Raw genomic sequence first — 26518 nt, 5'->3', positions numbered from 1 at the left:
ATGGGAGACTTGGCGACCAGCCTGCGCCGCGGAACGCTCGAGTTCTGCGTGCTCGCCATGGTTGAGCTGGAGGACCGGTACGGCACCGAGATCGTCCGCCGGCTCGGCGAGGAGCCGGGCCTGGCCGCGAGCGAGGGCACGATCTATCCGCTGCTCTCCCGGCTGCGCCGGGTCGGCTGGCTGGACAGCAAATGGGCCGAGTCTCCGTCCGGCCCGCCGCGCCGCTACTACGGGCTGACCGCCGCCGGGCGGGCCGCGCTCGAGCACTTCCGCACCGAATGGGTTTCGTTTCGACAGACCGTCGACCGTCTCGTGGGAACCGGTGAGGCCGTATGAGGACCCAGCACACCGACGTCGTCGCCGAATACCTGCGCGAGGTCGACCTGCGCCTGGCCGGGCTGCCCGCGCAGCAGCGGCGCGAGCTGCTCGCCGACCTGGCCGCGCACATCGAGAACGAGCGCGCCGACCGCCACCTGCGCGGCGAGGCCGAGCTGATCGAGGTGCTCGAGCGGCTCGGCAGCCCCGAGGTGGTGGCGCGGGCCGCCTATGAGGAGGCCGGCCCGCTGCCGCCGGTCGCGCAGCCGCCGCTGCCACCGCCGCCGCCGATGGTGAAGGAGCGCGCGCCGTGGGTGCTGCCGGTGGTCGGCGCCGGGGCGATTCTCCTGGTGATCATGCTGGCGGCGTGCTTCGGCTTTTTCGCCTTCGCCCGCAGTGAGCAGTCGCCGCCACCGGCCCCGATCAGCGTGACGCCCGAGCGAGCGACGGAGCTGCCGACGCCGGCCTTCACCCGATGAGCGGGCCCAGCACGTCATCCGCGTCCACGATGGTGTACGCGTAGCCCTGCTCGGCCAGGAACCGCTGCCGGTGCGCGGCGTACTCGGTGTCGATCGTGTCGCGCGAGACCACCGTGTAGAAGTGCGCCTGCCGCCCGTCCGCCTTGGGCCGCAGCACCCGCCCGAGCCGCTGCGCCTCCTCCTGCCGGGAGCCGAACGTGCCGGACACCTGGATCGCCACCGCCGCCTCGGGCAGGTCGATCGAGAAGTTGCCCACCTTGGAGATCACCAACGTCTTCAGCGAACCGTCGCGGAAGGCGTCGAACAGCCGCTCGCGCTCCTTGTTGGTGGTCGAGCCCTGCACGATCGGGGCGTCCAGGTATTCACCCAGCTCGTGCAGCTGGTCGATGTATCCGCCGATGACCAGCACCTGCTCGCCCGGGTGCTTGTCGACCAGCGCCTTGACCACGGGCAGCTTGGTGCGCGCGGTGGCGGCCACCCGGTAGCGCTCCTCGGCATCGGTCACCGCGTACGTCATCCGCTCGGACTCGGTGAGGGTGACCCGCACCTCCACGCACTCGGCCGGCGCGATCCACCCCTGCGCCTCGATGTCCTTCCACGGCGCGTCGTAGCGCTTGGGCCCGATCAGCGAGAACACGTCGCCCTCGCGCCCGTCCTCGCGCACCAGCGTGGCGGTGAGCCCGAGCCGGCGGCGGGCCTGCAGGTCGGCGGTGAACCGGAAGATCGGCGCGGGCAGCAGGTGCACCTCGTCGTAGATGACCAGGCCCCAGTCGCGGGCGCCGAACAGGTCGAGGTGGGTGAACGCGCCGCCGCGGCGGGCGGTGAGCACCTGGTACGTCGCGATGGTGACCGGGCGGATCTCCTTGCGCTCGCCGCTGTACTCGCCGATCTCGTCCTCGGTCAGCGAGGTGCGGGCGACCAGCTCGCGTTTCCACTGCCGGCCGGCCACCGTGTTGGTGACCAGGATCAGCGTGGTCGCCTTCGCCGTGGCCATCGCGGCCGCGCCGACCAGCGTCTTGCCGGCGCCGCAGGGCAGCACCACCACGCCGGAACCGCCGGCCCAGAAGCCGTCCACCGCCTCCTGCTGGTACGAGCGCAGGTGCCAGCCGTTCTCGGCCAGCGAGATGTCGTGCGCCTCGCCGTCCACGTACCCGGCCAGGTCTTCGGCCGGCCAGCCCAGCTTGAGCAGGGCCTGCTTGAGTCGGCCGCGCTCGGACGGGTGCACCACGATGGTCTCGTCGTCGATGCGGGCGCCGAGCATGCCGGCCAGCTTCTTCGATTTCGCCACCTCGACCAGCACGATCTTGTCGAGGCCGCGCAGCACCAGCCCGTGCACCGGGTCGTTGGCCAGCTGGAGCCGGCCGTAGCGATCCATGGTCTCGGCCACGTCGACCAGCAGCGCGTTGGGCACCGGGTACCGCGAGAAGCGGATCAGCGAGTCGACCACGCTCTCGGCGTCGTGGCCGGCGGCCCGCGCGTTCCACAGCCCGAGCGGGGTCAGCCGGTAGGTGTGCACGTGCTCGGGCGAGCGCTCCAGCTCGGCGAAGGGCGCGATCGCCATCCGGCACGCCTGCGCGTCCGGATGGTCGACCTCGAGCAGGAGAGTCTTGTCCGACTGCACGATCAGTGGTCCGCCGCTCACCAAAGCCCCCTAGCAATTGCCGACCCTCCAGTTTGCCACGGGAAAATCGCATGCAACCGGCCCGGCGATCCGCACGTTTCTTTAATGGGGGTCGCGCGATGTCTCGGGGGCGTGCGACCCTCGCTCACTCCTGCTCGGGCACCGCCGCGGTGATCCGGTGCAGGGCGAACGTGTGCAGCGTCTCGGTGCGCTCGTCCTCGGCGCGCAGGTAGCCGGCGCTCAGCGACACCGGGCGCACCAGCCGGGACAGCGTCGCGCCGTGCGAGTCGACGTACCCGACCCACACCCGGGCCTTCTCGCGGACCGCCTGCTGCAGCACCGCCATCGCCTCGCCGTGCCGCTGCACCGCGGTGAGCCCGGTCACGGCCTGGCCGTTCGCCGCGCGCACGGTGACCGGGGCGCGCCGGGCGGCGCGGGTGGCGATGTCGCCGCGGCGGATCTGCTCGACCACCCCGGCAAGCCGGGGCCCGGCGAGGATCGGTGGTCCGGCCTGGTCGGAGAGTCGCGCTGCCAATGGCGTACGGGTCGGGGCGCGGCGCACCTTGGGACGCGACAGCACGGCCGCCCCGCCCGCGTCCTCGGCGACCGGGGCGAACCCCGCATCCCGCAGCTGGCCCAGCAGCCGGGCCACCGGGGCCGGGCTGACCAGCACCGTCGGCGCGATCTGCCGCAGCGCCAGCGGGACCAGCCGCTTGTCGGCGAGCACCTCGGCGATCAGCGCCTCGTCGTCGCTGCGCAGGTAGGACCCCACCGAGCCGGCGCGCAGGCCGCCGTGCCGCCGGGCAGCGTCGTCGATCATGTACGTCAGCGTCTGCGGCACCGGTGTGCGTGAGCGCCGCTTGAACAGCGCGTGCAGGTCGTTGGCCGTGTACCCGACATCGAGCGCCCGCCGCACGCTGGCCGCGGTCACCCGGAACACGCTCGCGCCGCCGGCCGACTCGGGCTCGGCCACCACGTCCAGCTCCGCCGCCAGCTCGGGCTCCGGCGGCCCGGGCACCACGACCGACAGGTCGGCCTGGACCAGGATGTGATCCACCGGGGCGGGCAGCAGGCCGTCCAGGGTGCGGACGGCGTCGCTCGGCTGCCGGGCCGCCGCGGCGCGCACGCCGAGCGGATCGCTCTCGGCGTCGTCGTCCAGATCTTCCAAAAGCAGTCTCGCGTACGAGGTCAGCGCGCCCAACGCGGTGACACCCAGCACCGCCGCGCCGGCCAGGGCGTCGCGGTGGGCCGCCTCCCGGCCGCGGGCCCGCCGGGGCGCCTGCCAGGCCAGCAGCTCGAGCACCTCGTCGGCCGCCGGCGCGACCCCCGGCGCGAGGTCGGCCAGCACCAGCAGCGCCTCCCGCCGCGCCAGCGGCGCCCCGGCCCGCTCGGCCTCGGGGGCGAGCGCGTTGATCGGCCGGTCCCGGTCGTCGCGGGTGCCGATCAGGCCGGGCTGACGGGTCAGCGACAGCCAGGCCCGGGCCAGCGTGTGCCAGCGCTGCGCGATGCTCAGCGCCCGCCACAGGTCGTACGCCCCGGTGGGCAGGAAGATCTCGTCGGCCGGGCCGGCCGCGCGGCTCACCGTCACCGAGCGGGCGGAGCCGTGCGCGTCGGCCTCGCCGAGCAGGCCGGCCGCGTACACGATCTCGAGCAGCAACCCCGCCGCCGGCTCGTCGAGGCCGGCGGCCCGGGCCAGCCGGCGCAGATCGCGGACGCCGAGGCCGCCCGCGCGCAACACCGGGGCAGGCTCGGCGCCGAGCGCGTCGAGCAGCGCCTCCGCGCTCCGGACCGCCTCCATCACCTGGCCGGCGCCCGCCGAGTCGACCGATTTCGGGTCGCGGGAGGTGCCCTCGGGCAGCGGTGGGAACGGGCGCAGCGCGCCGAGCGGCCCGGTCTCGCGGCGCAGCAGCATGCCCACCTCGCGAGGCAGCTCGACCAGCTCGCCGTCCGGCCGCGGGGCGCGCCCGGCCTCGCTGATCGGCACCAGGATGTGCTCCTCGACGAGCCAGCGCACCGGCTCGGTCATCGCGTCGCGGCCGGCTCCGTCGCGGCTCCCTGATTCGCGGCCGGCTGCCTCGCGGCCGGCTGCCTCGCGGCCCGTTGCCTCGCGGCCCGTTGCCTCGCGGCCCGCTGCTTGGCGGCTCGTCGCGTCGCGGCTCAGCACGCCGATCGGCGGGCCGGCGGCCAGGCGGTCGAGCACCGCCCGGCTGGCCGGCGGCGCGGCCATGACGGTGCGGCGCAGCTTGGCCCGGTCGGCGACCAGGGCGGCGGTCTGGGCGTCGAGGTAGTCGGCCGGGCGGCCCAGGCCCGCCGGGTAGGGGGAGGTGACCTCGTCGACCGCGCCGGTGACCTCCAGCGCCTCGGCGGGGCCGTGCAGCAGGAAACGGGCCCGCAGCCGATCCACGGCGGCCCGCACGTCGTCGGGCGAGACCCCGCCGCCGGCCAGCTCCAGGATGGCGTCGACCGAGGTCAGCGCGGTGTCGGCGGCGCGGCTGAGCCGGGCCGCGTCGAGGATACGCAGGGTGAACTCGTCCAGAGCGTCGAGGCAGCGGGCGACCGAGCCGCGGGACTGGGCACGCACGGCGAGCGCCGAGACGTCGGCGGGCACGGGCACGACGAGGTCGGGGCGCAACTGCAGGAGCGCGCCCAGGGCCTCGTCGGTGAGCGAGCGGAGCTGATCGGCGAATGTGGTGGCCATCGTTCTCAACGCTAGCCGCCGTGGGACGATATTGAGGTGCCCGGGCGATCCGCCCGGCTCTGGGAAACACCTGAAGGGGAGATCCGTGGCCGCTCAGAACAAGTTGCCGGGTACCGATGTGCGGGGCGGCGCCGGAGCGCGTCCGTCGACCGGCGTGGCCCCCGACAAGGGCCCGCACGCGGTCTCCGAGCTGCTGGCCGACCGGGCCGCCGCCCCCTCGCCGTTCGGCGACGACCTGACCTTTCCGCTGCCGGTGGAGCATTTGACGTACATCCCGTCCACGCCCGCGTGATCGGGGTCGGCTTCGATCTGGACATGACCCTGGTCGACTCCCGGCCGGGGATCCACGCGGCCTACCGGGCGCTGACCGCCAAGACCGGTGTCTTCGTCGACGCCGACCTGGCGGTCACCCGGCTCGGCCCGCCCTTGCGCAGGGAGCTGAGCGAGTGGTTCCCGGCCGCGGACGTCGAGGAGGCGGTGACCACGTACCGGGCGCTGTACCCGGATTACGCGATCACGCCGAGCGTGCCCACCCCGGGCGCGCTCGCGGCGCTGGCCGCCGTGCGCGAGCGCGGCCTGCGGGTCGTCGTGGTGACCTCCAAGCAGGGCCGCCTGGCTCGTCTGCACCTCGATCACCTGGGCATGGTCGTGGACGAGCTGGCCGGCGACCTGTTCGCCGAGGGCAAGGCGGCCGCGCTCACCGAGCACGGCGTCCGCTGGTACGTCGGTGACCACGTCGCCGACATGATCGCCGCCCGCACCGCGGGGGTGCCCGGCATCGGCGTCACCACCGGGCCGTGCTCGGCCGACGAGTTGCGCACGGCCGGCGCGGCGCACGTCCTGCCCGACCTCACGGCCTTTCCGGCCCTGCTGAGTCAGATTGCAGTTGGGTAGTAGCCCGCCGCTTCAGTAGCCTTGCGGTGAGCGGTTGTTTCCATTGAGTGAAGTTGAGGTCAGCGGTGCCCACGGGTCGAGTGAAGTGGTACGACGCGGCGAAGGGATTCGGGTTCGTCACCAGCGATGAGGGCGGTGATGTGTTCCTGCCCAAGGGTGCGCTGCCTACTGGCGTGGCCGAACTCAAGGCCGGTCAGCGGGTCGAGTTCGGGGTGGTCGACAGTCGCAAGGGCGCCCAGGCCATGGGCGTCAAGCTGATCGATGCGCCGCCGTCCCTGGCCGAGCTGCGCCGGCGCCCGGCCGACCAGCTGCACGGCATGATCGAAGACATGATCAAGGTGCTCGAGCAGCAGGTGCAGCCGGGCCTCTCGCGCGGCCGGCACCCCGACAAGAAGACATCCCAGAAGATCGCGCAGCTGGTCCACGCCGTCGCCAAGGAGTTCGAAGTTTGATCGCAAGCGCCGCCGGTGAGATGGCAGTCGATTTCCCGACGGCCGCGGGGTTTGCGGACGGCGGGAAATCGCCTGCCATCTCACCGGTTACTAGGCGCTTGCCCGCGGAGCGAAGCGGAGCCAGCTAGCTCAGCTTTACTTCAGGCGTCAGACCCGCCGCTGCCGAGCGCTGCAACAGGGCGTCGGCGGCGGCGAGTCCGTCTCGGCCCAGGTCCAGGGTGAACTCGTTCACGTACAGGTCGATGTGCTGCTGGACGACCTCGGGCTCCATCTCCTGCGCGTTGGCCAGGACGAAGTCGTGGCTGGCCGCGGGATTGGCCCAGGCCATGCTCACCGACTTGCGGATCCACTCGGTCGCCTCGGCCGGGTCGGCCGAGCCCCGCTTGGCCAGGATCGCGCCGAGCGGGATCGGCAGGCCGGTGTCGGCCTCCCACCACTCGCCGAGGTCGGCCAGCGCGACCAGGCCGTAGCGCTGGTACGTGAACCGGGCCTCGTGGATCACCAGGCCCGCGTCGTACGTGCCGTCGGCGACGCCCGGCATGATCCGGTCGAACGGGACCACCTCGATCTTGGCCGGCCGCTGGTCGGCCGCCCACAGGCGAAACAACAGGTACGCCGTCGTGCGGTCGCCGGGGACGGCCACCGTGGCGCCGGTCAGCTCCTGGCCGGCCGAGCGGGCCAGCACCAGCGGGCCGCAGCCCCGGCCGAGCGCGCCGCCGGCGGGCAGCAGCTCGTAGTCGTCGAGGAGCCAGGGCAGCGCCGCGTAGCTCACCTTGACCAGATCGAACTCGCCGCGCTCGGCCGCCGTGTTGGTGACATCCACATCCGCGAAGGTCAGGTTGACCTCGGGGGTGCCGGGAATGAGCCCATGCACGAGAGCGTGGAAGACGAACGTGTCATTGGGGCATGGAGAGACGGCTAGTGAAAGGGCCACGCGTCCACGCTAGACCCGTCGCGTGGGCCTCGTGGGTCACGACAGCTGTCTACCTTCCCACATCGTGAAGTTATCCACAGGCTGTCCACAGGGCCGTCGAAGCTGTGGACAACGCGGCGAACGCGTCCTTGAGCCGCCAGGCGGCGCGGTCGCGGGGGCCGATCGGATTGGAGATCGCGCGCAGTTCCGCGAAGGGCAGACCGGCCGCGGCGACGGCCACCCCGAAGCCCTCCATCGCCTCGGCGACGGCCCGCGGGAAGCGCCGGCTCAACGCCTCGGCGGTGGCGGCGGTGCCGGTGACCGTGGCGAGCGTCAGCACATCGCCGGCGATCGCCTCGGGCAGCGCGGCGGTCAGTCCCTTGAGCAGCAGCGGATCGGCCGGCCGCACGCTCGTGCCGAAACCGAGCTCCTCGATCGGCAGGAAGCCGTCGGGCGACTCGGCGCCGAGGTCGGCGGCGATGCTGCGGGCGCCGATCACGGTGGCGCCGACCGGCGCCCGGCCGGGGAACCCGCCGGCGATGCCGGCGCTGATCACCGCGCGGTAACTGCCCTTCGCGAGCAGCCGCGCGGTCCCGGCGGCGGCCGCCGCCGGCCCGACGCCGACCGATTCCACCACGACATGGCTTGGATCGGCCCCGGCCCGCACGGCCTCGGCCTCGGCGGCCACCGCGGTGACCACCAGGATCGGGTGGGCCATCAGGGGCGGTCCTCGTCGCCGTCGCCGTTCGCCGGACGATCCACCGAGCTCGGCCGGTACACGTGGTAGCCGGGTGGGGCCGGCGCCGGGCCGGCATCGTCCACGGTCGCGGCCGGGCCCGCCGCCCGGCTCCGTTGGGCCGGCTTCGGGGCCGGCTCGGCCGGAGGCGGCGGGGGAGCGGCTGGCCGGGCCGGTGGCGTCTCCTTGCGCTTGCCGAAGCCCCATCGGCGGCCGCTCGGCTTGTCCGGAGGACCGGGGACCGGGTCGATCCGGGTGCGGTCGGCGGGACGGGCCTGGGTCGCCGTGCCGGCGCCACGCCGCGGGGCCGGGGCCGGAGCCGGGTTGGGCTTGTTGCGGACCGGGACGGTGGGCGCGTCCGGCCAGGGGTCGGCCGGCTCAGCGCGGTCGGTTCGATCGGTGCGGTCGGCGGCGGCCGTCGCGGCCTCGGCGGGCTGCTCGTCGGGGCTGCCGGCCCGGCCGCTCAGGTGTTCGCTGTGGAGGCGGGCCGCGGCCCAGCCGGCGCGCACCGCCATGGCGACCGCGATCAGCGCGGCCACCGCGATGCCGAGGCGGCCGGGGAGCGGGATGATGCCTATCCCGCCGCCGGCCACCCAGGCGATCATCAGAACCGTCTCGGAGTGGGCGAACGCGCTGGCGCGCAGCCGCTCGGGGACGCGCTCCTGGATGCTCGCGTCGATGGCGAGCTTCGAGATGCCGCTGAAGATCGCGGTGACCAGCGCGAACAGGGCCAGCATGGCGAGGCTGTAGAAGATCGCGGAGAGCACGGCGACGCCGGCCGTGATGGTCAGGCCGGCCGACTGCAGGGCGAGCGGGCGGCGGATGCGCAGCCGGGTGCCGGCCGCGGTGGACAGGAACGTGCCGACCGCCAGCGCGCCGCCGATCAGGCCGACCGCGACCTTGGTGCCGACGTCGCGGCCGAGCAGCATCGTGTCGAGGTCGCCGGCCATGATGACGAAGGCCAGGAACAGCAGCAGGAAGCCGTAGAGCAGGCGCAGGCTGGCGCTGCCGATCAGGGTGGCGATCACCAGCCGGCCGGCGAGCGGCCGGTCGCCGCCGCGGCCCAGGCCCAGCGCGGCCCGCCACGGCCGGGGCACGGCCTCGGGCGGGTCGGAGTCGGCCCGCGGGGGCAGGCGCAGCGAGATCACCATGCCGACCACGAAGATGACCGTGGCGACGCGCAGCGGCCACTGCGGACCGATCTTGAAGGCGAGCAGGCCGAGCGGGGCGACCACCGCGCCGGCGAACGTGCCGTAGACGCTGGCCCGGGCGCCGACCTGGGACAGGCCCACGCCCTCGGGGAGCAGCCGCGGCACGGCGGCCGAGCGGGCCACCCCGTACGCCCGGGACAGCGCGAGCACCCCGAAAGCCGCCGGATACAGGCCCCAGCCGAAGAGGTGATCGGAGATCACATAGGCCAGGAACGCCCGGCCCAGCATGGTGGCGGCGAGCGCGTAGCGACGGCCGTGCCGGAAGTGGTCGAGCAGCGGGCCGACCACCGGCGCGAGCAGCGCGAACGGGATCATCGTGATCAGCAGGTAGAGCGCGACCTTGCTGCGCGCCTCGCCGAGCGGCACGTTGAAGAAGATCGTGCCGGCCAGGCCGATCGCGATCAGCGTGTCGCCCGCGCAGGAGATCGCATGCAGGTCGAAGAGCCGGATCATGCCGATCTCGTTGGCGGCGCCCCGGGCGCGCACGGTGCCGACGCGGCGGGTGGCCCACGCGCCGCCGCGCACGGAACCGCGCACCATCATCCGGGCGGCCTTGATCCCGGTGCCGACGGTGCGTCCGAGGGTGGGAAGCAGCGGCATGGAACCATCCTGACTGATCGGGGCGACCCGCGTCCGCTCCCGCGGCCGTGGAATTCGGGGGAGTCGCTGCGGCTCAGGAGTCCCGGTAGGGGACAATGGAGTCGTGACGACCAGGACCACCACGCGTGCTGCCCGCCTCGACCAGGTTTGTGCCGATGCCGTCGGGGTGGCTCGTGGTGCGATCACCGAGGTGGATCCGGCCGACATCGGCGAGCACCTCGAGGCGATCGCCGAGGGCGACCGGGTCGTGACCCACTTCTTCGAGAGCCACCTCGCGGGTTACCGGGGCTGGCGCTGGGCGGTCACGGTGACCAGGGTCCCGCGCAGCCGGCACGTCACGGTCTGCGAGACCGTCCTGCTGCCCGGCCCGGACGCGCTGCTCGCCCCCGGCTGGGTCCCGTGGAACGAGCGTTTGCAGCCCGGCGACCTCGGCGTGGGCGACCTCATGCCGACCGCGCCCGACGACGATCGGCTGGCCCAGGGTTACGTGTTGAGCGACGACCCCGCGGTCGAGGAGGTCAGCTGGGAGCTCGGGCTCGGCCGGTCCCGGGTGATGTCCCGCGAGGGCCGCATCGACACCGCCCAGCGGTGGTATGACGGCGAGGCCGGCCCCGAGGCGCCGATCTCCGCCGCGGCGCCGCGCAACGCCCGCTGCGGCACCTGCGGCTTCTACCTCCCCTTGGCCGGCTCGCTGCGGGCGATGTTCGGCGTCTGCGGCAACCTGTATGCGCCCGACGACGGCAGAGCGGTCAGCGCCGACCACGGCTGCGGCGCCCACTCGGAGGCCCTGCTCGGCTCGGCGGAGCAGCCGGTCGAGGAGCTGCCGACGGTGTACGACGACAGCGAGGTCGAGTCGGTCGCGGTGAGCCGCGGCCACGGCTCGGTGGAGAACGAAGAGCCGGCCGAGGACTACGGCCACAGCTAATTCTCGCGAAACTCCGCGTGGGTGATCGCGCGCCGGCGCTTGCGGTTGCGGTCGTGGATGATCATGGTGATCAGGCCGGGGATGCCGACGAGGAAGCCGGCGATGCAGGTGTCGAGCCAGCTGTCCGGGCCGCTCGCCAGCCAGATGACCAGGCCGGCGATCGCGAAGGCGGCCAGGCCGGCGATCGCGAACGGGACCATCGGCGGGTCCAGCGGCTCGACCCGGGGTTTCGGCTGCGTCACACGGAACAGGGTAGATCATTTTACCGGCCTGGACTTTCCGCAGGTCATTGCATCTGAAAGCATGCGCGAGTCGTAGTTTTCCGACACCTGCGGAGGACCCCATGTCGACGGTCGCCACCGATAAGGGTGCGCGCAACGCTTTCGACCGATATTTCGAGATATCTGCGCGCGGATCTCACCTCTCCCGCGAGATCCGTGGTGGCTTCGCCACGTTCTTCACCATGGCCTACATCGTCGTGCTCAACCCGCTGATCCTCGGGTCGGGGGCGGACGGCGACGGCGGGCGGCTCCCGCTGGCGGCGCTCGCGGCCGGCACCGCGCTGGTGGCCGGCGTGATGACCATCCTGATGGGAGTGGTGGCCCGGTTCCCGCTGGCGCTGGCGGCCGGGCTCGGCGTCAACGCGCTGGTCGCGTACGAGATCGCCCCGGAAATGACCTGGGCCGACGCGATGGGGCTGGTGGTGATCGAGGGCGTCCTGATCGCCATCCTCGTGCTGACCGGCCTGCGCGAGCTCGTGTTCCGCGCGGTCCCGACCCAGCTCAAGACCGCGATCGGGGTGGGCATCGGCCTGTTCCTGATGATCATCGGGCTGGTCGACGCCGGGTTCGTGCACCGGGTGCCGGACGCCGCCAACACCACCGTGCCGGTCGAGATGGGACTCGGCGGCACGCTGCTCACCTGGCCCTCGTTCGTCTTCGTGATCGGTCTGCTGTTCACGCTGGTGCTGTTCGCGCGCCGGGTGAAGGGCGCGATCCTGATCGGCATCCTCGGCAGCACGATCCTGGCGATCATCGTGGAGGCGATCGCGGGCGTGGGCTCGTCGGCGACCAACCCGCACGGCTGGTCGCTCAACGTGCCCAAGCTGCCCGAGAAGGTGGTCAGCTCGCCCGACTTCTCGCTGATCGGTCACTTCAACGTGCTCGACTCGTGGTCGCGGGCCGGCTGGCTGGTCTGCGTGATGTTCGTCTTCACGCTGCTGATCACCGACTTCTTCGACACCATGGGCACGATGGTCGCGATCGGCCAGGAGGGCGGCATGCTCGACGAGAACGGGATGCCGCCGCGTACGCGGGAGATCCTGCTCGTCGACTCGGTGGCCGCGGCCGCCGGTGGCGCGGCGAGCGTGTCCAGCAACACGTCGTACATCGAGAGCGCGGCCGGCGTCGGCGAGGGCGCCCGGACCGGCGTCGCCAACCTGGTCACCGGCGTGCTGTTCCTGCTGGCCATGTTCCTGGCGCCGCTGGTGCAGGTGGTGCCGTTCGAGGCCGCCTCGACGGCGCTCGTGGTGGTCGGCTTCCTGATGATGATGTCGGTGCGGCAGATCGACTGGACCGACTACTCGATCGCGGTGCCGGCGTTCCTGACGATCACGCTGATGCCGTTCACGTACTCGATCTCCAACGGCATCGGGGCCGGGGTCATCTCGTACGTCCTGCTCAAGGCCGCCGTCGGCAAGGCCCGGGAAATTCACCCCATCCTGTACGGCGTCGCCGTGCTCTTCGTCCTGTATTTCCTCCGTGGTCCCCTGGAGACCTGGGTCCTCTGACGCCTACCTAGACTTCCGTCTACCGGGCCTGCTCAGCGGGCCCGGTGACGGCGGTCATACGCTAATCGGATGGTCGTTAGCCTAGCTCATTAGCTAGGCTAAGAATCGTGATGGAGTGGCCGGTGGCTACGGAGCGAGGGACAGCGGACGAGCTGGCCAGGACGCTGCGCGAGGCCATCCAGCGGCTCAACCGGCGGGTCCGGCAGACCCGCGCGGTCGGCGATCTCACGTCCAGTCAGCTCTCCGCCCTGACCAGCCTCCAACTGGCCGGCGCGCTGACCCCGCGCGAGCTCGCCGACGTCGAACGGGTCCAGCCCCCGACGATGACCAAGATCGTCGGAAAGCTGGAGGACCGCGGGCTGGTGGCCCGCACCCCGCACCCGACCGACGGCCGGCAGGTGATCCTGGCGCCCACCGAGCAGGGGCGGGAGATGTACGCCCAGTTCGAGAAGGCGCGCAACGAGTGGCTGGCCGACCAGCTGGCCACCCTCAGCGCCGAGGACCGGGACGTGCTGCTCCGGGCTGCGGAGATCATGCAGCAGGTCGCCCGGGCCTGACCGCTTCCCGGTCGCCGCGCTTCATCACATCGTGATGACGCGTACGACCGAGAAGGAGGCGCAGCCTCGTGCGGGCAGTGCTGAGTACCACGTTCAGTTCCTTGCGGGTCCCCAACTACCGGCTCTTCGCCACCGGCCAGCTCGTGAAGCTGGTCGGCGTGTGGATGATGTTCACCGCTCAGGACTGGCTCGTGCTCGACCTGTCCGGCAACTCGCCCGGCGCGCTCGGCACGGTGGCGGCCCTCCAGTTCCTTCCGGTGCTGTTGCTCACCCTCTACACCGGCCGGCTCGCCGACCGGTACGACAAGCGCAAGCTCCTGGTCGCCGCGAACGCCGCGTTCGCGATCACCGCGATCGTCTTCGCCGTCCTGGTCGCCGCCGGCGTCGTACGCCTCTGGCACGTCTTCCTCTTCGCCGGCCTGCTCGGTATCGCCAACGCCGTCGAGACCCCGGTCCGGCAGGCGTTCGTCTCCGAGCTGGTCGAGCTGCCGCTGCTGCCCAACGCGCTGGCGCTGTCGGCCGCGACCTTCAACACCGCGCGCATCGGCGGGCCGGCGCTGGCCGGAGTGGCGCTGGCCCTGTTCCACACCGGCCCGGTCTTTCTGATCGCGACCCTGCTGTCGATCGCGCCGATCTTCAGCTACACCCGGATGCGGCCGGCCGAGCTCTACCGCACGGACACCGGGATCAAGAAGGACGCCCGGGTCATGGACGGCCTCCGGTACGTGCGCAAGCGGCCCGACCTGCTGCTCCCGATCACCCTCATGGCGATGGTCGGCATGATCGGCTTCAACTTCCCGGTCACCCTGGCCGCGCTCGCGAAAATCAACTTCCACGCCGGCCCGTCGTCGTTCGGACTGCTCACCACCATGCTCGCGGTCGGCGCGCTCGGCGGGGCGCTGGCCGGCAGCGCGCGGCGGGCCCGGCCGGGCGCGTACCTGGTGCTCGGCTCGGCGCTGGCGTTCGGCGCGCTGGAGTTCGCGGTCGGGTTCGCGCCGAGCTTCGTGGTCGCCATGGCGGTCCTGCTGCCCACCGGCTTCTTCTCGATGTTCCTGGCCCAGGCGGCGAACCACCGGGTGCAGATGGGCGTCGACGCCGAGTACCGCGGCCGGGTGATGGCCCTGTACGTGCTGGTCTTCCTCGGGACGACGCCGATCGGGGCGTCGGTGGTCGGCTGGTGGGGCGACCACTTCGGGGTGCCGTCCAGCATCTGGGGCGCCGGGCTGTTGTGCTTCCTGACCGCGGTGGTGGCGCTGGTCTGGCAGCTCCGAGTCAGCGGCGACCGGATCGTCGTGCGGATGCGGCCGGTGCCCCGGCTGCAGGTCGTGCGGCCGGCTCGCGACGAGGCGCCGGCCGAGAAGGCTCCGGTGGTCCACCTGCCCTTGCCCGAGACCGGACCCTCCCCGGCGCTTTCCACCCGGTGAGCGGGTCGTCCCGCCGCCGCTAACCGGACGACGGCATGCCGGCCGGACGCTGCGCCGCCGCCAGCTCCAGGGCGGCGCGGCGCGGGTCACCGGCCCAGCGGCTGGCGAAGGCGTCGAGCAGGCGCCACCCGGCCCGGTGCAGGGCGCGCTGGCGGGCGAGGTGCGCCTCGGCCCCGTCCGGATGCGGACCGCAGAAGACTCCCACCGGCTCCGCGCCCGACCCGATGCAGAGGTCGACCGTCCACGGCCCGACCCGGTAGCCGGCGCGCACCTCGACCTCGAGCCGTTCCAGTTCGGCCGCGAGCTCGCCGCCCCAGCCGCCATCCCGTCCGGCGGAATCGGGCGGGGACAGCGGCTTGGCCGCGTAGTCGAAGTAGTCGCCGATCAGGCCGTCCGCCGCGGCCAGGGTGGTCACCACGACGATCCGGCGGCGGGCTCTGGTGATCATCACGTTGAAGAGGTGCGGGTCCGCGACGAAGCGGCGCCGCCCGGCCGGATCGGTGGGCAGCAGGCCCAGCGACACGACCACCACCTCGGCCTCGCTGCCCTGGAAGCCGTGCACCGTGCCGACCCGGAGCCCCAGCTCCTCGATCTGCTCCACCGAGTACGCCGCCACCAGCGCCGCCTCCAGGGCCTCGGCCTGGGCCCGGAACGGCGAGATCACCCCGATCCCGCGGCGGCCCTCGGCGACCAGGCCGCGCACCACCTCGAGCACGGCGCCGACCTCGCCGGCCCGGGAGGCCGACGGCGCCCGCACCACGTCGATCGCGTCGGTCGCCTCGGCCGCCGGCGTACGGGTCATCACCTCGATCCGGTCGCCGTAGAAGCGGTGCGCCGAGAAACCGATCAGATGCGGCGCGCTGCGGTGGTGCTCGGTCAGCCACGTGGCCGGCGCCGCGCCCGCGGCCAGGTCGTAGGCGCTGACCCGGCGCACGTCCAGCCGCTCGTCCGCGCCGTGCCGGTCGAGCACCTCCGCCACGTCGACGTCGCTCACGAACGACACGAACCGCAGCTGCCGCGGGTCACCGACGATCAGCGCGCGCCGGGCCCGGGCCAGCACCGGCGCGGCCCGCACCTGGTCCACATGGGACGCCTCGTCGATCACCACGAGGTCGAACATCCCGGGCGACGCCGGCAGCAGATCCTCCACGTCGGCGACCGTGCCGATCCACAGCGGCAGCGCGCGCACCAGCGGCGGCGCGTCCAGCTGGGCCAGCAGCTCGCGGCGGCGGTTGCGGCCGGCGCGCAGGGCGGCGGCGAGCGCGGCGGCGCCCCGGCGGGCGTCCCGGTCCCAGCGCTTCTCGCTGCGGGCCGCGTGCCGCATGGCCGTGCCGACCGCGGTGGCCAGGTCTTCCTCGGCCGCGTGCAGGGCGAGCCAGTGCGGCGCGAGGTCGGTGCCGCCGGTCGCGGCGAGGCGGGCGGCGGCACGCTGCGCGGTGGCCGCGGCGATCGCCTCGGTCACCCGTTCCCCGGGTACGCCCCGGCGCACGCGCAACCGTCGACGGGCCCACCAGCCGGCCAGCCCTCGCCGCCCGAGCCGGGCGGGGTCGAAGTCGTCGGCGAACGCGCCCGGCACCTCCGCGGCCAGGGCGGCCAGGCGTGGCTCCCAGTGGGGCAGCTCGGCCGCCCGCGACTCCTGGTCGAGGGCGTCGGCTATGCGGGTGCGCGTACGGCGTACGAAATCATGTTTTTGGTCGACGGCCGTGACGTCCGCACGCAGGTCTCGTTCGCTCGGTCCGCGCTCCGCACCCGCGGTGAGCTCGGCCGCCAGGCTCTCCCGCCGCCCGGCGTCGCCGAACAGCACCGGCGTCGGCCCCGGAAAGCGGGCCAGCAGCGCCGCCAGCACCTCGGCCGCGTGCGGCGACTGCGTCGCCACCAGCACGGAGCCGCCCCGATGCACCACCTCGAGCGCCGCCGCCACGACCGTATGGCTCTTGCCGTTGCCCGGCGGACCCGACACCACGGTGATCGGCGCGGTCCGGGCTCGCGTCACCACCTCGGCCTGCGCCGCGGTCAACGGCAGCGGCGAAAGGACGGGCGCGTCGTCCGGCTGGTCCGGCGCTGCGGAGTCGTAGATCGCCGCGAGCGCGGTCCCGTCCAGGTCGCGCCCCGTCCAGCTACGCAGACTGTCCTGAAGGCCGCCGCCGAAGACGTCCCGAGCCACGTAGAGCGCGGCCCGGGCGACCAGCACCACCCGGTCGGCCGGAAGGCGGCGGGCGTCGTCGACCAGCGCGTCCACCGTGAGCCCGGTCGCCGCGGCCGCCGAGCGCAGCCACGCCTTGCTTCCGGTCGCCTCCAGCCAGCCGGGGGCGGCCAGGCCCGGCGCCGACTCCAGCGCCGCGGCCAGATCGCGGTCGGTGACCAGCGGCGTGACCTCGACGTCGCCGGCCGGAACGACGCGGTAGCCGGTCAGGCCGCGCTCGAGGCGCACCGGCTGACTCAGCAGCGGCACCCGGATCTTGCGGGCCTTGCCGTCCACCTCGGCGCGGCCGGCCAGGAAACCCCAGCCGCGGCGCAGCAGCCGTTCGTCGCGATGCAGGGCGTCCAGCGCGGCCAGCCGGTCGATCTCTTTGCGGCGGCGGGTGCGCTCGGCGTCGTCGAGCCAGGCGAGCGCCTGGCCGCCCCGGGTCACGTCGAGCACCCGGTCGCCGCCCGCCGGCGCCAGCTCGGCGAGCACGGCGAGAACGGTCGAGGGGCGCATGGCGGGCTCGACAGTACCGCCCGCCCGCACCCGCGGGGATTGGCAGATCGGGTCGGCCGAACGGTCATTCCGGTCCGGCCGGTGTCCGTCCTACGTTTTGAGCGTGGCGCACATGGTGGTGCTTTCGGCGGCGTTGGTGACGCTGCTGTTCCTGCCGTGCGTCGGCATGGCCGTCTTCTGCGCGGACGACGCGGGCGCGCGCCGCTGGTGGACCCGCCGGGGCCGGCGCGAGATCGTGACGCTGCGCCGGCTCGACCGCGCCCTGCGCGCCTCCGATCCGGTCCCGTCCTTGTCGCTGCTCGACACTCCCTCGATCGAGCAGCTGGCCTTCGACCTGCGCCGGCTGGCCCAGCAGCGGTGTGGCGGGCCCAGCCAGCACTCGGAGAAGTGGCGGGCGGCCGTGTTGCGGGCCTACGACGAGCGGCTGCGCCTGGCGTGCCGGGCGCTCGGGCTGGTCGAGCACCTCGGGCCGCTGCAGGGGATGGATCGCGACCTCGAGCGGTTGCGGGTGGAGAGCGAGCTGCGGGCCGCGGGGCTGGCCCTGCGTTAGCGCGGCCGGCTCACCCACCCTGTTCCAGCGGCCAGGCGCGCAGCGTGCCGTATTCGCCGTCGTGGCTGTCGACCAGCGCGAACTCCGTCACCGTCCACGAGTCGCCGGCGTATCCGGCCAGGGCCTCCCGCACCGCGCGATCCCCGCGATAGGTCACCGTCAGATGCGGCTGGTATGGCCTATCCGCCGAGCGGAAGCCGGCGGCGGTGAGCGCGTTCCGGACGTCCTCGCGCAGGTTGCGCAGCGCCGCGAGGTCGCCGCCGACCGCGGCCCACGCCGCCGTGCCGAAGCGACCGCCGCCGGCCAGGCGCAGCGCGAAGCTGCCGGAGACCGGCACCTCGTCGAGCGCGGCGGACACCTCGTCGGCCGGCGCCTCGCCGAGGAAGACCAGCGTCACGTGCCATTTGGACGGCCGGGTCAGCTTGGCGCCGGCCGGCAGGCAGGCCCGCAACGGCTCGACCGCCGACGGGGGCGGGAAGACCGCGACGAACAGCCGGGTCAGGACGACTCGCGAGCCGCCGGACCGCCACCGAACAGCACGTCGTCCCAGCTCGGCAAGCGCTTGCGCGGTTTCGTCTCGTCGGTGGACTCGCCCTGCTGCTGGCCGGCCTGGCCGACCGTGCGCCGGGGACGCAGCACCGCGAGCGACGGCACCGCCGGCACCTCCTTGGGCAGGTCGGCGTCGTCGTCGAAGGCCGAGCCGGAACCGCCGCCGAGCAGCGCCGCGGCGCCGCCGGCCACCGGCCGCCGGGGCTCGCTGGTCTCCAGGCCGCGTCCGCCGCCGAGTGGCCGGTCGAGGCCGGCGAGCAGCGCGTCGCGCCCGGCACGGATCGGGTCGCGAGTGGGCCGCGCGGCGGGAGTCTCGGCCGCGGGCAGCCCGTGCCCGCCGCGGGCGGGCTCGGCGGTGCGGCCGGCCCCGGGCAGGCCGTGGCCACCGCGGGCGGGCTCGAGGAACGTGCGCTCGGGCACCGGATCCTGACCCAAGATCTGGGTCGGCCGCTCGGCGCACAGGTATTGCGCCATGTCGTCGTGCGGCGAGACGACCTGGCGTCCCTTGTCGAGATCCCAGATGGCCTGCGCGGTCGCCTTGCCGGACGGCCAGGTGGCGACGATGCGCCAGGTGCCGTCGTCGCGCCGGAACGCGTCCCACGAGATCTTCTCGGTGTCGATGCCGTGCTGCGCGAGGCGGCTGTCGACCACCTCGGCGAGCGGCGCGCCCGAGTCGGAGGTCTTGAGCCGGGTGCGGCGCGCGTGCTGGGCCAGCATGGCCCGCTCCTGCAGCACCGGACCGGCATAGCGCAGCACCCGGTCGACCGGGACGCCGGCGATGCGCGCCACGTCCTCGGCGGACTCGCCGGAGCGGATGCGGGCCTGAATGTCGCGCGGAGACAGCGACGGTGGGGCCTCCGGCGCCGTCACGGCCGTCACGGCCCCCGGCGAGGTGGGGTGGGCCTCGTGGGAGACCGCGCTGTTGACCCGGTCGTCGAGGGGGAGGGCCAGAAGCCGGCCGACCTCGTCGGCGAGCACCAGGGCCTGACCGTCCTCGGAGAGGGCGACGAAGCGTACCGGCCGCATGCGTTGCCTCCGTCCCGTCGCGTTGGCCTGTGCTCCCGAGAGTCCGTCACCCGGGCGCGTTCTGGAACACGGTACGCGTCAACCTCACCCTTTGGGGGATGACGCGCCGGAGTTCAAACGCCCTTCACATTCGCTGACCTGCGGAGATGATCTTCAACATCACAGATCAACCCCCATAAGCCCCCATTCGCGTACGGGCCGAGGAGTGACCAGAAGCACGAACGGTTACGCGGGGGCTCGTTTTCCACAGTCGCGGGTTATCCACAGGCTGCACGCCCATGACACGCAACCACGCCATTTCCCGGGGACAATGACCTGTGGGGGCTCCCCCTGGGAGGGCGGGCCGCGGGGGTGGGCCATGATCGACAGTTGGTCCTGAATGGGCGACTTGTCGCTTGAGCTGGGCCCGCCATAGCCCGGGTGGCGCGGTGTCGCGGGCCCGGTTGCGGTGGCTGTCCCACGGTGTGGCGGCGTCTCTCGGATGGTGGCAGCGGCTCCAGCATGTGGGATCGTGCCGGAAATATACGCCTATATCTCTGGCGGGGCCGGCCGGGAGCGCTCAAGTTGGTGACTTCGTGCTCGCATCGAGCGGCAGGTCTTCAAGATTCACCAGAGGACGGCAACGACAGCATCGGGGGCGGTATTGCGCGGCCGGGGCAATGGGCAGTCCTGCCCGATCAGGGACAAACGCCACCGGGCCGGCCCGCCGTGACTGGCTGCTACGACCGAGCCGGGCTACCCACGGCGGCGACGGGTCGCCAGGCGGGCGCGCCTTCAGGTGGGGTGCTGGGCGGGGCGCCGCGGGGGTCGCTGGGCGGGCCGCTTGGTGGGGTGCTGGGCGGGGCGCCGCGGGGGTCGCTGGGCGGGCCGCTTGGTGGGGTGCTGGGCGGGGCGCCGCCGGCGCTGCCCAGCATGCCGAGCAGGCGCCGGCGGTCGAAGCGCAGGCCCTTGTCGTGGACGCGGCGCACGAAAGCCGCGTTGTCCGGATCAAGAAGCATCCCGCCAGTGAAGCGAACCGAGCTGTGGAGAGCCTACGAAAGCCGCTCGGCCACGTAGTCGATGCAGGCGGTCAGCGCGGTGACGTCGGCCGGGTCGACGGTCGGGTAGAGCGCGATCCGCAACTGGTTGCGGCCGAGCTTGCGGTACGGCTCGGTGTCGACCACGTCGTTGGCCCGCAGCACCTTGGCGATCGCGGCCGCGTCGACGCCCTCGTCGAAGTCGATGGTCGCGACGGCCGCCGAGCGCAGCGCCGGGTCGGTGACGAACGGCGTCGCGTACGAGCAGCGGTCGGCCCAGCCGTAGATGGCCGCGGCGCTCTCGGCGCTGCGCTTCACGGCCCAGGCGAGGCCGCCCTGCGCGTTCATCCAGTCCAGCTGCTCGGCGGCGAGAAAGACGGTGGCCAGGGCGGGCGTGTTGTACGTCTGCTCGAGGCGGGACTGCTCGATGGCGGTGACCAGGTCGAGGAACTGCGGGATGTACCGGCCCGTCGACTTGATCTCGAAGGCGCGCTCGATGGCGGCCGGCGACATGAGCGCCAGCCAGATGCCGCCGTCCGAGCCGAGCGCCTTCTGCGGGGCCAGGTAGTACACGTCGGTCTCGCGCAGGTCGACGTCGAGGCTGCCGCCGCCGGACGTGGCGTCGATCAGCATGAGCGCACCGGGGTCGGCGCCGGCGACCCGGCGGACCGGCACGGCGACGCCGGTCGAGGTCTCGTTGTGGACCGACGCGTACGTGTCGACGCCGGCCTCGGCGGTGAGGAACGCGGCCTGCCCGCCGGGCGCCTTGTGCACGGTCGGATCGGCGAGGAACGGCGCGTCGGCGGCTGCCTTGGCGAACTTGGCGCCGAACTCGCCGAACTCGGCGAACTGGGCCTTCTCGCGGATCAGGCCGAACGTGGCGGCCTCCCAGAACGCGCTGGTGCCGCCGTTGGCCAGGATCACCTCATACCCGTCGGGGAGCGCGAAGAACTCGGCGAGGCCCCGGCGCAGGCGGGCGACCTGGTCCTTCACCGTCTTCTGCCGGTGCGAGGTGCCCAGGTAGGTGCGCGACACCGCGGCCAGCGCCTCGACGCCCTCGGGCCGCACCTTGCTGGGGCCCGAGCCGAAGCGCCCGTCGACCGGCTTGATCTCGTCAGGAATCCGGATGCTATTCACGGTTTGCCTCGGCCCTTCCGCCGCGGGTCAGCTCAGTCACGGTCACACATTATGCGGGAGACCGGCGCGGCGACCGTCACGCATTTCGGGCCGGCGCCAGCGCCGCCCAGCCCTCGACGTCCTGCGGCTTGCGCGGGTTCGGGCCGACGTACCGCAGGCTGGGACGCAGGATCCGGCCGAGCTTCTTCTGCTCGAGGACGTGCGCGCTCCAGCCGGCCACCCGCGCGCAGGTGAACATCGGCGTGAACATCTGGGCCGGCACCTCGGCGAAGTCGAGCACCACCGCCGACCAGAACTCGACGTTGGTGGCGATCACCCGGTCGGGCTTGCGGGCCCGCAGCTCGGCCAGCGCGGCCCGCTCGACCGCGGCGGCGACCTCGTAGCGGGGGGCGCCGAGCTCGCGGGCGATCTGCCGCAGCACCCGGGCCCGCGGGTCCTCGGCGCGGTAGACCCGGTGGCCGAAGCCCATCAGCCGCTCGCCACGATCAAGGACACTTTTCACGTACGCCTCGGCGTCGCCGCCCCGCTCGACCGCCTCGATCATGTGCAGCACCCGGGACGGCGCGCCCCCGTGCAGCGGGCCGGAGAGCGCGCCGATGCCGGCCGAGATGCAGGCGGCCACGTCGGCGCCGACCGAGGCGGCGATGCGGGTGGTGAAAGTGGACGCGTTGAGCCCGTGCTCGGCGGCCGAGATGAAGTAGGCGTCGACCGCCTTGACGTGCCTCGGGTCGGGCTCGCCCCGCCAGCGGCGCATGAACCGCTCGACGATGGTCGACGCCTTGTCGATGTCCTTCTGCGGGACCGCGGGCAGGCCGAGCCCGCGGGCGGACTGGGCAATGAACGACAGCGCGGTCACCGAGACCCGGGCGAGGTCGCGCCGGGCCTGGTCGTTGTCGATGTCGAGCAACTGCCGCAGGCCCCAGTACGGGGCGAGCATGGCGACCGCGGACTGCACGTCGACGCGGATGTCGCCGGAGTGGACGGGGACCGGGAACGGCTCGGCGGGCGGCAGCCCGGGACCGAACTTGCCGTCGACCAGCAGGCCCCAGACGTCACCGAACGAGACCGTGCCGATCAGGTCTTCGATGTCGACGCCGCGGTAGCGCAGTGAGCCACCGGCCTTGTCGGGCTCGGCGATCTCGGTCTCGAACGCGACGACGCCCTCGAGGCCCGGTTTGAAGACGGCGCCGGTAAAGTCGGACAATTGAGACAGGGCTCCCTGCGAGGAAATGCTACGAGTCTTTCATATTGCCCGCTTGATGGGGGCGATGCGATGTGCTCTCGGCGACACCCATCCTTACCGGGCTGACGTAAGGGCCGCTCGGACTTACGGTCGTTGTGCCGAAAAGTGTTCAGGGAGCGCTCGTGACTGTGGAACCCCCCTCGCCCGCGGCCATGCGGCGCGACTACACCGAGCGTGGCGAGCTCCTGGAAACGGACCTCGCCACCAGCTGGACCCGGCAGTTCGAGGCCTGGTTCGCGGACGCGGCGGCCTTCGGCCTGCCGGAGCCGAACGCGATGATCGTGGCCACGGCCGCCGCGGACGGTCACCCGTCGGCGCGAACCGTTCTGCTCAAGGGGTACGACGAGCGCGGCTTCACGTTCTTCACCAACTACCAGTCGCGCAAGGGCGCCGAGCTGGCCGCCAACCCGTACGCGAGCCTGGTCTTCCCGTGGTTCGCCATGCAGCGCCAGGTGATCGTGACCGGGGCGGTGCAGCGGGTGCCGCGGGCCGAGACCGAGGAGTATTTCGCCTCCCGGCCGCGCGGATCGCAGCTGGGCGCGTGGGCGAGCCCGCAGTCGCGGGTGCTGCCCGGCCGGGCCGCGGTCGAGGCGGGGCTGGCGGCGGCGCGGGAAAGGTTCGGTGACGGGCCGGTGCCGGCGCCCCCGCACTGGGGTGGGTTGCGGGTCGTGCCGGAGACCGTGGAGTTCTGGCAAGGGCGCTCCAACCGCCTGCACGATCGACTGCGCTTCCGGCGTACCGAAAATCGGTCCTGGATCGTCGAGAGGCTGGCCCCTTGAGCCAGGAAGCCGTGGAGTCGACCGAGGAGCTGGTCGAGGAGAAGCAGCGCAAGTCCTGGGTGATCGACACCCGGCCGCTCCGGGCTCCGGCCTATCGCCGCATGTGGATCGGGAACGGCGTCTCGTTCTTCGGCTTCCAGTTCACCGCGGTGGCGGTGCCGGTCGAGATGTACGCGATCACGCACTCCTCGGCGTGGGTGGGCCTGCTCGGCGTCGCCGGCCTGATCCCGCTGCTGATCTTCGGGCTGTGGGGTGGCGCGGCCGCCGACGTGATCGACCGGCGCAAGCTGCTGCTGGCCAGCTCGACGCTGGCCTGGCTGTCCACCGTCGGACTGCTGGCGCAGGCGCTGATCGGCGTGCGCAGCGGCTGGCTGCTGCTCGCACTGACCGCGCTGCAGTCGGCCGGCTTCGCGGTGAGCTCGCCCACCCGGCAGGCGATCGTGCCCCGGATCGTGCCGACCGGCCTGGTCCCGGCGGCCAACACGCTCAGCTACACGACCACGACCGCGGGCGGCGTGCTCGGCCCGCTGGCCGCCGGTCTGATCTTCGGCGTGGCCTCGACCGGCGCCGGCGTGACGGTGGCCTACCTGGTCGACGCGGTGCTGTTCACGATCTCGTTCTGGGCCACCTGGAAGCTGCCGCCGATCCCGCCGATCGTGCACGCCGAGGACGAGGAGAAGCCCTCGGCCGGCCTGCGCGGCATCGTCGACGGCCTGCGCTTCCTGACCACCCAGCCGGTGCTGCTGCTCTCCTTCGCGGTGGACATCATCGCGATGGTGTTCGCCATGCCCCGGGCGCTGTTCCCCGAGGTGGCGGCCGACCGGTTCGGCGGCGGCGCGGCGATCGGCTGGCTGTACGCCGCGATCGCGATCGGCTCGGTGGTGGCCGGGCTCACCTCGGGCTGGATCGGCCGGGTCAAACGGCAGGGCATCGCGCTGGTGGCGGCGGTGGTCGCCTGGGGCCTGGCGATCGGCTTCGCCGGGCTCGCGCACTCGCTGTGGCTGATGGTGCTGCTGCTCGCGGTCGGCGGCGCGGCCGATCTGGTCAGCGCCGTGTACCGGCAGTCGATGCTGCAGACCTTCGCGCCGGACCGGCTGCGCGGCCGGCTGCAGGGCGTCTACATCGTGGTGGTGGCGGGCGGGCCGCGCCTGGGCGACCTGCGGGCCGGCGCCACCGCCGGCTTCGCCGGAGCGACCGGGTCCTGGGCCGGCGGCGGATTCGTGGCGGCCGGACTGGCCGTGGCCCTGGGGCTCGCGTTCCCCGCTTTGGTGCGCTACCGGCCCCCGGCGGAGGACCCGGAACGACTAGTGTCCAAGCCATGACGAGTGTCGTGCCGGCGATATCCGGAACCCAGTGGTCGATCGAGTCGGGCGGCACCCGGGCCGTCATCGTGGAGGTCGGTGGCACGCTGCGCCACTACTCCGTCGGTGACGTGCCGGTGCTGGACGGCTTCGAGGCGGACGAGCTGTCGCCGGCCTCGGCCGGTCAGATCCTGGCGCCCTGGCCCAACCGGATCCGCGACGGCAACTACACGTTCGAGCAGCAGACCCACCAGCTGCCGCTGACCGAGCCGGGCCGGCACAACGCGATCCACGGCCTGGCCAACTGGGCCCGCTGGAGCCTGGCCGAGCAGACGGCCGACGCGATCACCGTCGAGTACGAGCTGCCGGCGCAGATCGGCTACCCGTGGTGGCTGACGCTGCGCGCCCGCTGGTCGGTCTCGGCCGACGGCCTGCGCTGCGAGCAGGAGGTCGTCAACAACAGCCCGTCGAACGCGCCGTGGGGATTCTCGGTCCACCCGTACGTGCAGCTTCCCGGCGTCGCGGTGGACGACATCCTGCTGCACGTCCCCGGCAAGACCCGCATCCTGGCCGACGGGCGGCTGCTGCCGATCGGCGCGGTCGGGGTGGCCGGCACCGAGTACGACTTCACCGAGCCGCGCAAGATCGGCGACCTGGTGCTCGACACCACGTTCGGCGACATCGAGCACGACGCGTCCGGCATCACCGAGGTCACCATCGCCGACCCGGCGTCGCCGGCCAAGGTCGTGGTCTGGGCCGACGACAAGTTCAAGTACTGGCAGGTCTTCTCGGGCGACACCCTGGACGACGAGCGGTTCCGCCGCTCGGTGGCGATCGAGCCGATGACCTGCCCGCCCGACTCCTTCCGCACCGGCCGCGACCTGACCGTGCTGGCGCCCGGCGAGCGCTGGACGGCGACGTGGGGGATCCGGAGCTGATGGAGTTCGCCGAGGTCGTCCGCAAGCGGCGGATGGTGCGCACCTACGACCCGGAGCGCCCGGTACCGCCCGAGATCGTCGACAAGATCGTCAAGCACGGCCTGCGGGCGCCGAGCGCCGGCTTCTCGCAGGGCTGGGGCTTCCTGGTGCTGACCGAGCCGGCGGATCGCGATCTCTATTGGTCGGTCACCACCGGCGGCGAGGCCGAGCCGGTGTGGCGCGGCGACTGGCTGACCCGCATGCGGATGGCGCCGGTGATCATCGTCTGCCTGGCCAACAAGTCGGCCTACCTGGATCGCTACGCCCAGGCCGACAAGGGTTGGACCGACCGGTCCGAGAAGCACTGGCCGGTGCCGTACTGGGACATCGACACCGGGTTCGCGGCGCTGCTCATGCACCTCACCGCGGTCGACGAGGGCCTCGGCTCGTGCTTCTTCGGCATCCCGGTCGAGACGACGCAGAGCTTCAAGGACGCGTTCGGCGTGCCCGGCGAGTTCCACCCGATCGGGACGCTCACGGTGGGTTACCGGGCGCCCGACAAGAAGTCCCCGTCGCTGAAGCGGGGGCACCGCCCGGTCGACGAGGTGGTGCATCATGGCCGATGGGCGCGGCTAGGCTAGCCGGTAACTTGGGTGCTTGGGGCCGGCAACTTGGGTGCTTTTGG

26 protein-coding genes are annotated in these 26518 nt (G+C 72.9%); 14 read left to right on the top strand and 12 right to left on the bottom strand.

What is annotated here, in order from left to right:
- Together ACFQS1_RS09955 and ACFQS1_RS09950 are read left to right on the top strand one after the other, a co-directional pair.
- Positions 1-336, top strand: coding sequence for a PadR family transcriptional regulator (locus ACFQS1_RS09955; protein WP_378966062.1), 336 nt, complete (start codon positions 1-3; stop codon positions 334-336).
- On the top strand, positions 333-794 hold the full coding sequence (locus ACFQS1_RS09950; protein ID WP_378966060.1) for an HAAS signaling domain-containing protein: 462 nt from the start codon (positions 333-335) through the stop codon (positions 792-794). Before ACFQS1_RS09955 ends, ACFQS1_RS09950 begins: the two co-directional genes overlap by 4 nt.
- Here the strand turns inward: ACFQS1_RS09950 and ACFQS1_RS09945 are convergent.
- Together ACFQS1_RS09945 and ACFQS1_RS09940 are read right to left on the bottom strand one after the other, a co-directional pair.
- On the bottom strand, positions 784-2436 hold the full coding sequence (locus ACFQS1_RS09945; RefSeq protein WP_378966057.1) for a DNA repair helicase XPB: 1653 nt from the start codon (positions 2434-2436) through the stop codon (positions 784-786). The two genes, ACFQS1_RS09950 and ACFQS1_RS09945, sit on opposite strands and share 11 nt — an antisense overlap.
- A gap of 124 nt (positions 2437-2560) precedes the next feature.
- Positions 2561-5113 (bottom strand): helicase-associated domain-containing protein, encoded by a 2553-nt coding sequence (locus ACFQS1_RS09940; RefSeq protein WP_378966055.1) that lies wholly within the window; start codon positions 5111-5113, stop codon positions 2561-2563.
- A gap of 85 nt (positions 5114-5198) precedes the next feature.
- Here ACFQS1_RS09940 and ACFQS1_RS09935 point away from each other — a divergent pair, with 85 nt between their 5' ends.
- From ACFQS1_RS09935 to ACFQS1_RS09925, 3 genes are all read left to right on the top strand, one after another.
- The gene (locus tag ACFQS1_RS09935; RefSeq protein WP_378966053.1) at positions 5199-5405 is read left to right on the top strand and encodes a hypothetical protein; all 207 of its coding nucleotides are present in this window, start codon (positions 5199-5201) and stop codon (positions 5403-5405) included.
- The gene (locus tag ACFQS1_RS09930) at positions 5402-6007 is read left to right on the top strand and encodes an HAD family hydrolase (RefSeq protein ID WP_378966051.1); all 606 of its coding nucleotides are present in this window, start codon (positions 5402-5404) and stop codon (positions 6005-6007) included. Before ACFQS1_RS09935 ends, ACFQS1_RS09930 begins: the two co-directional genes overlap by 4 nt.
- A 65-nt stretch (positions 6008-6072) precedes the next feature.
- Positions 6073-6459 carry a cold-shock protein gene (locus ACFQS1_RS09925; RefSeq protein ID WP_378966049.1) on the top strand — a complete coding sequence of 129 codons (387 nt, stop codon included), beginning with the start codon at positions 6073-6075 and terminating at the stop codon, positions 6457-6459.
- Positions 6460-6583: 124 nt separating this feature from the next.
- Here ACFQS1_RS09925 and ACFQS1_RS09920 read toward each other — a convergent pair whose 3' ends face one another.
- From ACFQS1_RS09920 to ACFQS1_RS09910, 3 genes are all read right to left on the bottom strand, one after another.
- Positions 6584-7393 carry a 1,4-dihydroxy-6-naphthoate synthase gene (locus ACFQS1_RS09920; protein ID WP_378966047.1) on the bottom strand — a complete coding sequence of 270 codons (810 nt, stop codon included), beginning with the start codon at positions 7391-7393 and terminating at the stop codon, positions 6584-6586.
- A gap of 70 nt (positions 7394-7463) precedes the next feature.
- A complete protein-coding gene (locus ACFQS1_RS09915) occupies positions 7464-8090 on the bottom strand; it encodes a futalosine hydrolase (protein ID WP_378966045.1) in 627 nt (208 codons plus the stop codon).
- Complete coding sequence (locus ACFQS1_RS09910; RefSeq protein ID WP_378966043.1) at positions 8090-9919, bottom strand: MFS transporter; 1830 nt, start codon at positions 9917-9919, stop codon at positions 8090-8092. Before ACFQS1_RS09910 ends, ACFQS1_RS09915 begins: the two co-directional genes overlap by 1 nt.
- A gap of 52 nt (positions 9920-9971) precedes the next feature.
- Here ACFQS1_RS09910 and ACFQS1_RS09905 point away from each other — a divergent pair, with 52 nt between their 5' ends.
- Positions 9972-10844, top strand: a complete 873-nt coding sequence (locus ACFQS1_RS09905) for a DUF3027 domain-containing protein (protein WP_378966362.1) — start codon at positions 9972-9974, stop codon at positions 10842-10844.
- Here ACFQS1_RS09905 and ACFQS1_RS09900 read toward each other — a convergent pair.
- Positions 10841-11044 carry a DUF2530 domain-containing protein gene (locus ACFQS1_RS09900; protein WP_378966360.1) on the bottom strand — a complete coding sequence of 68 codons (204 nt, stop codon included), beginning with the start codon at positions 11042-11044 and terminating at the stop codon, positions 10841-10843. The two genes, ACFQS1_RS09905 and ACFQS1_RS09900, sit on opposite strands and share 4 nt — an antisense overlap.
- Before the next feature lie 143 nt (positions 11045-11187).
- Here ACFQS1_RS09900 and ACFQS1_RS09895 point away from each other — a divergent pair, with 143 nt between their 5' ends.
- From ACFQS1_RS09895 to ACFQS1_RS09885, 3 genes are all read left to right on the top strand, one after another.
- Entirely contained in the window at positions 11188-12633 is a 1446-nt protein-coding gene (locus ACFQS1_RS09895) for an NCS2 family permease (RefSeq protein ID WP_378966040.1), read from the top strand.
- Positions 12634-12743: 110 nt separating this feature from the next.
- The gene (locus ACFQS1_RS09890; RefSeq protein ID WP_378966358.1) at positions 12744-13190 is read left to right on the top strand and encodes a MarR family winged helix-turn-helix transcriptional regulator; all 447 of its coding nucleotides are present in this window, start codon (positions 12744-12746) and stop codon (positions 13188-13190) included.
- 68 nt (positions 13191-13258) lie between these two features.
- A complete protein-coding gene (locus ACFQS1_RS09885) occupies positions 13259-14614 on the top strand; it encodes an MFS transporter (RefSeq protein WP_378966038.1) in 1356 nt (451 codons plus the stop codon).
- A gap of 19 nt (positions 14615-14633) precedes the next feature.
- On the opposite strand, the gene ACFQS1_RS09880 is transcribed toward ACFQS1_RS09885, so the two are convergent.
- Positions 14634-17315, bottom strand: coding sequence for an AAA domain-containing protein (locus tag ACFQS1_RS09880; protein ID WP_378966036.1), 2682 nt, complete (start codon positions 17313-17315; stop codon positions 14634-14636).
- Positions 17316-17427: 112 nt separating this feature from the next.
- Between ACFQS1_RS09880 and ACFQS1_RS09875 the strand changes: the two genes are divergently transcribed.
- Positions 17428-17865, top strand: a complete 438-nt coding sequence (locus tag ACFQS1_RS09875; protein WP_378966356.1) for a hypothetical protein — start codon at positions 17428-17430, stop codon at positions 17863-17865.
- A 10-nt stretch (positions 17866-17875) separates the two neighbouring features.
- Here the strand turns inward: ACFQS1_RS09875 and thpR are convergent, their stop codons facing one another.
- The 5 genes from thpR to ACFQS1_RS09850 all read right to left on the bottom strand — a co-directional run bounded on the left by thpR (position 17876) and on the right by ACFQS1_RS09850 (position 22797).
- Positions 17876-18358 (bottom strand): RNA 2',3'-cyclic phosphodiesterase, encoded by a 483-nt coding sequence (gene thpR, locus ACFQS1_RS09870; protein ID WP_378966353.1) that lies wholly within the window; start codon positions 18356-18358, stop codon positions 17876-17878.
- A 5-nt stretch (positions 18359-18363) separates the two neighbouring features.
- Positions 18364-19440 carry a septation protein SepH gene (gene sepH, locus ACFQS1_RS09865; protein ID WP_378966034.1) on the bottom strand — a complete coding sequence of 359 codons (1077 nt, stop codon included), beginning with the start codon at positions 19438-19440 and terminating at the stop codon, positions 18364-18366.
- A 719-nt stretch (positions 19441-20159) separates the two neighbouring features.
- A complete protein-coding gene (locus ACFQS1_RS09860; RefSeq protein ID WP_378966032.1) occupies positions 20160-20438 on the bottom strand; it encodes a hypothetical protein in 279 nt (92 codons plus the stop codon).
- A gap of 33 nt (positions 20439-20471) precedes the next feature.
- Positions 20472-21593 (bottom strand): phosphoserine transaminase, encoded by a 1122-nt coding sequence (gene serC / locus ACFQS1_RS09855; protein WP_378966030.1) that lies wholly within the window; start codon positions 21591-21593, stop codon positions 20472-20474.
- Between the two features lie 76 nt (positions 21594-21669).
- Complete coding sequence (locus tag ACFQS1_RS09850) at positions 21670-22797, bottom strand: citrate synthase 2 (RefSeq protein WP_378966028.1); 1128 nt, start codon at positions 22795-22797, stop codon at positions 21670-21672.
- 191 nt (positions 22798-22988) lie between these two features.
- Here ACFQS1_RS09850 and pdxH point away from each other — a divergent pair, with 191 nt between their 5' ends.
- The 4 genes from pdxH to ACFQS1_RS09830 are packed head-to-tail and all read left to right on the top strand — an operon-like array spanning position 22989 to position 26474.
- Positions 22989-23615, top strand: coding sequence for a pyridoxamine 5'-phosphate oxidase (gene pdxH / locus ACFQS1_RS09845; RefSeq protein ID WP_378966351.1), 627 nt, complete (start codon positions 22989-22991; stop codon positions 23613-23615).
- Entirely contained in the window at positions 23612-24937 is a 1326-nt protein-coding gene (locus ACFQS1_RS09840) for an MFS transporter (protein ID WP_378966025.1), read from the top strand. Before pdxH ends, ACFQS1_RS09840 begins: the two co-directional genes overlap by 4 nt.
- A complete protein-coding gene (locus ACFQS1_RS09835) occupies positions 24934-25854 on the top strand; it encodes an aldose 1-epimerase family protein (protein ID WP_378966023.1) in 921 nt (306 codons plus the stop codon). The genes ACFQS1_RS09840 and ACFQS1_RS09835 overlap by 4 nt, the downstream gene beginning before the upstream one ends.
- Positions 25854-26474, top strand: coding sequence for a nitroreductase family protein (locus ACFQS1_RS09830; RefSeq protein ID WP_378966349.1), 621 nt, complete (start codon positions 25854-25856; stop codon positions 26472-26474). The genes ACFQS1_RS09835 and ACFQS1_RS09830 overlap by 1 nt, the downstream gene beginning before the upstream one ends.
- Positions 26475-26518 lie beyond the last annotated feature (44 nt).

Source organism: Paractinoplanes rhizophilus, from assembly GCF_042664765.1.
GTDB classification, from domain to species: Bacteria; Actinomycetota; Actinomycetes; order Mycobacteriales; family Micromonosporaceae; genus Actinoplanes; species Actinoplanes rhizophilus.
The sequence above is the reverse complement of the archived record's forward strand: the minus strand, read 5'-3'. Positions and strand labels throughout refer to the sequence as shown.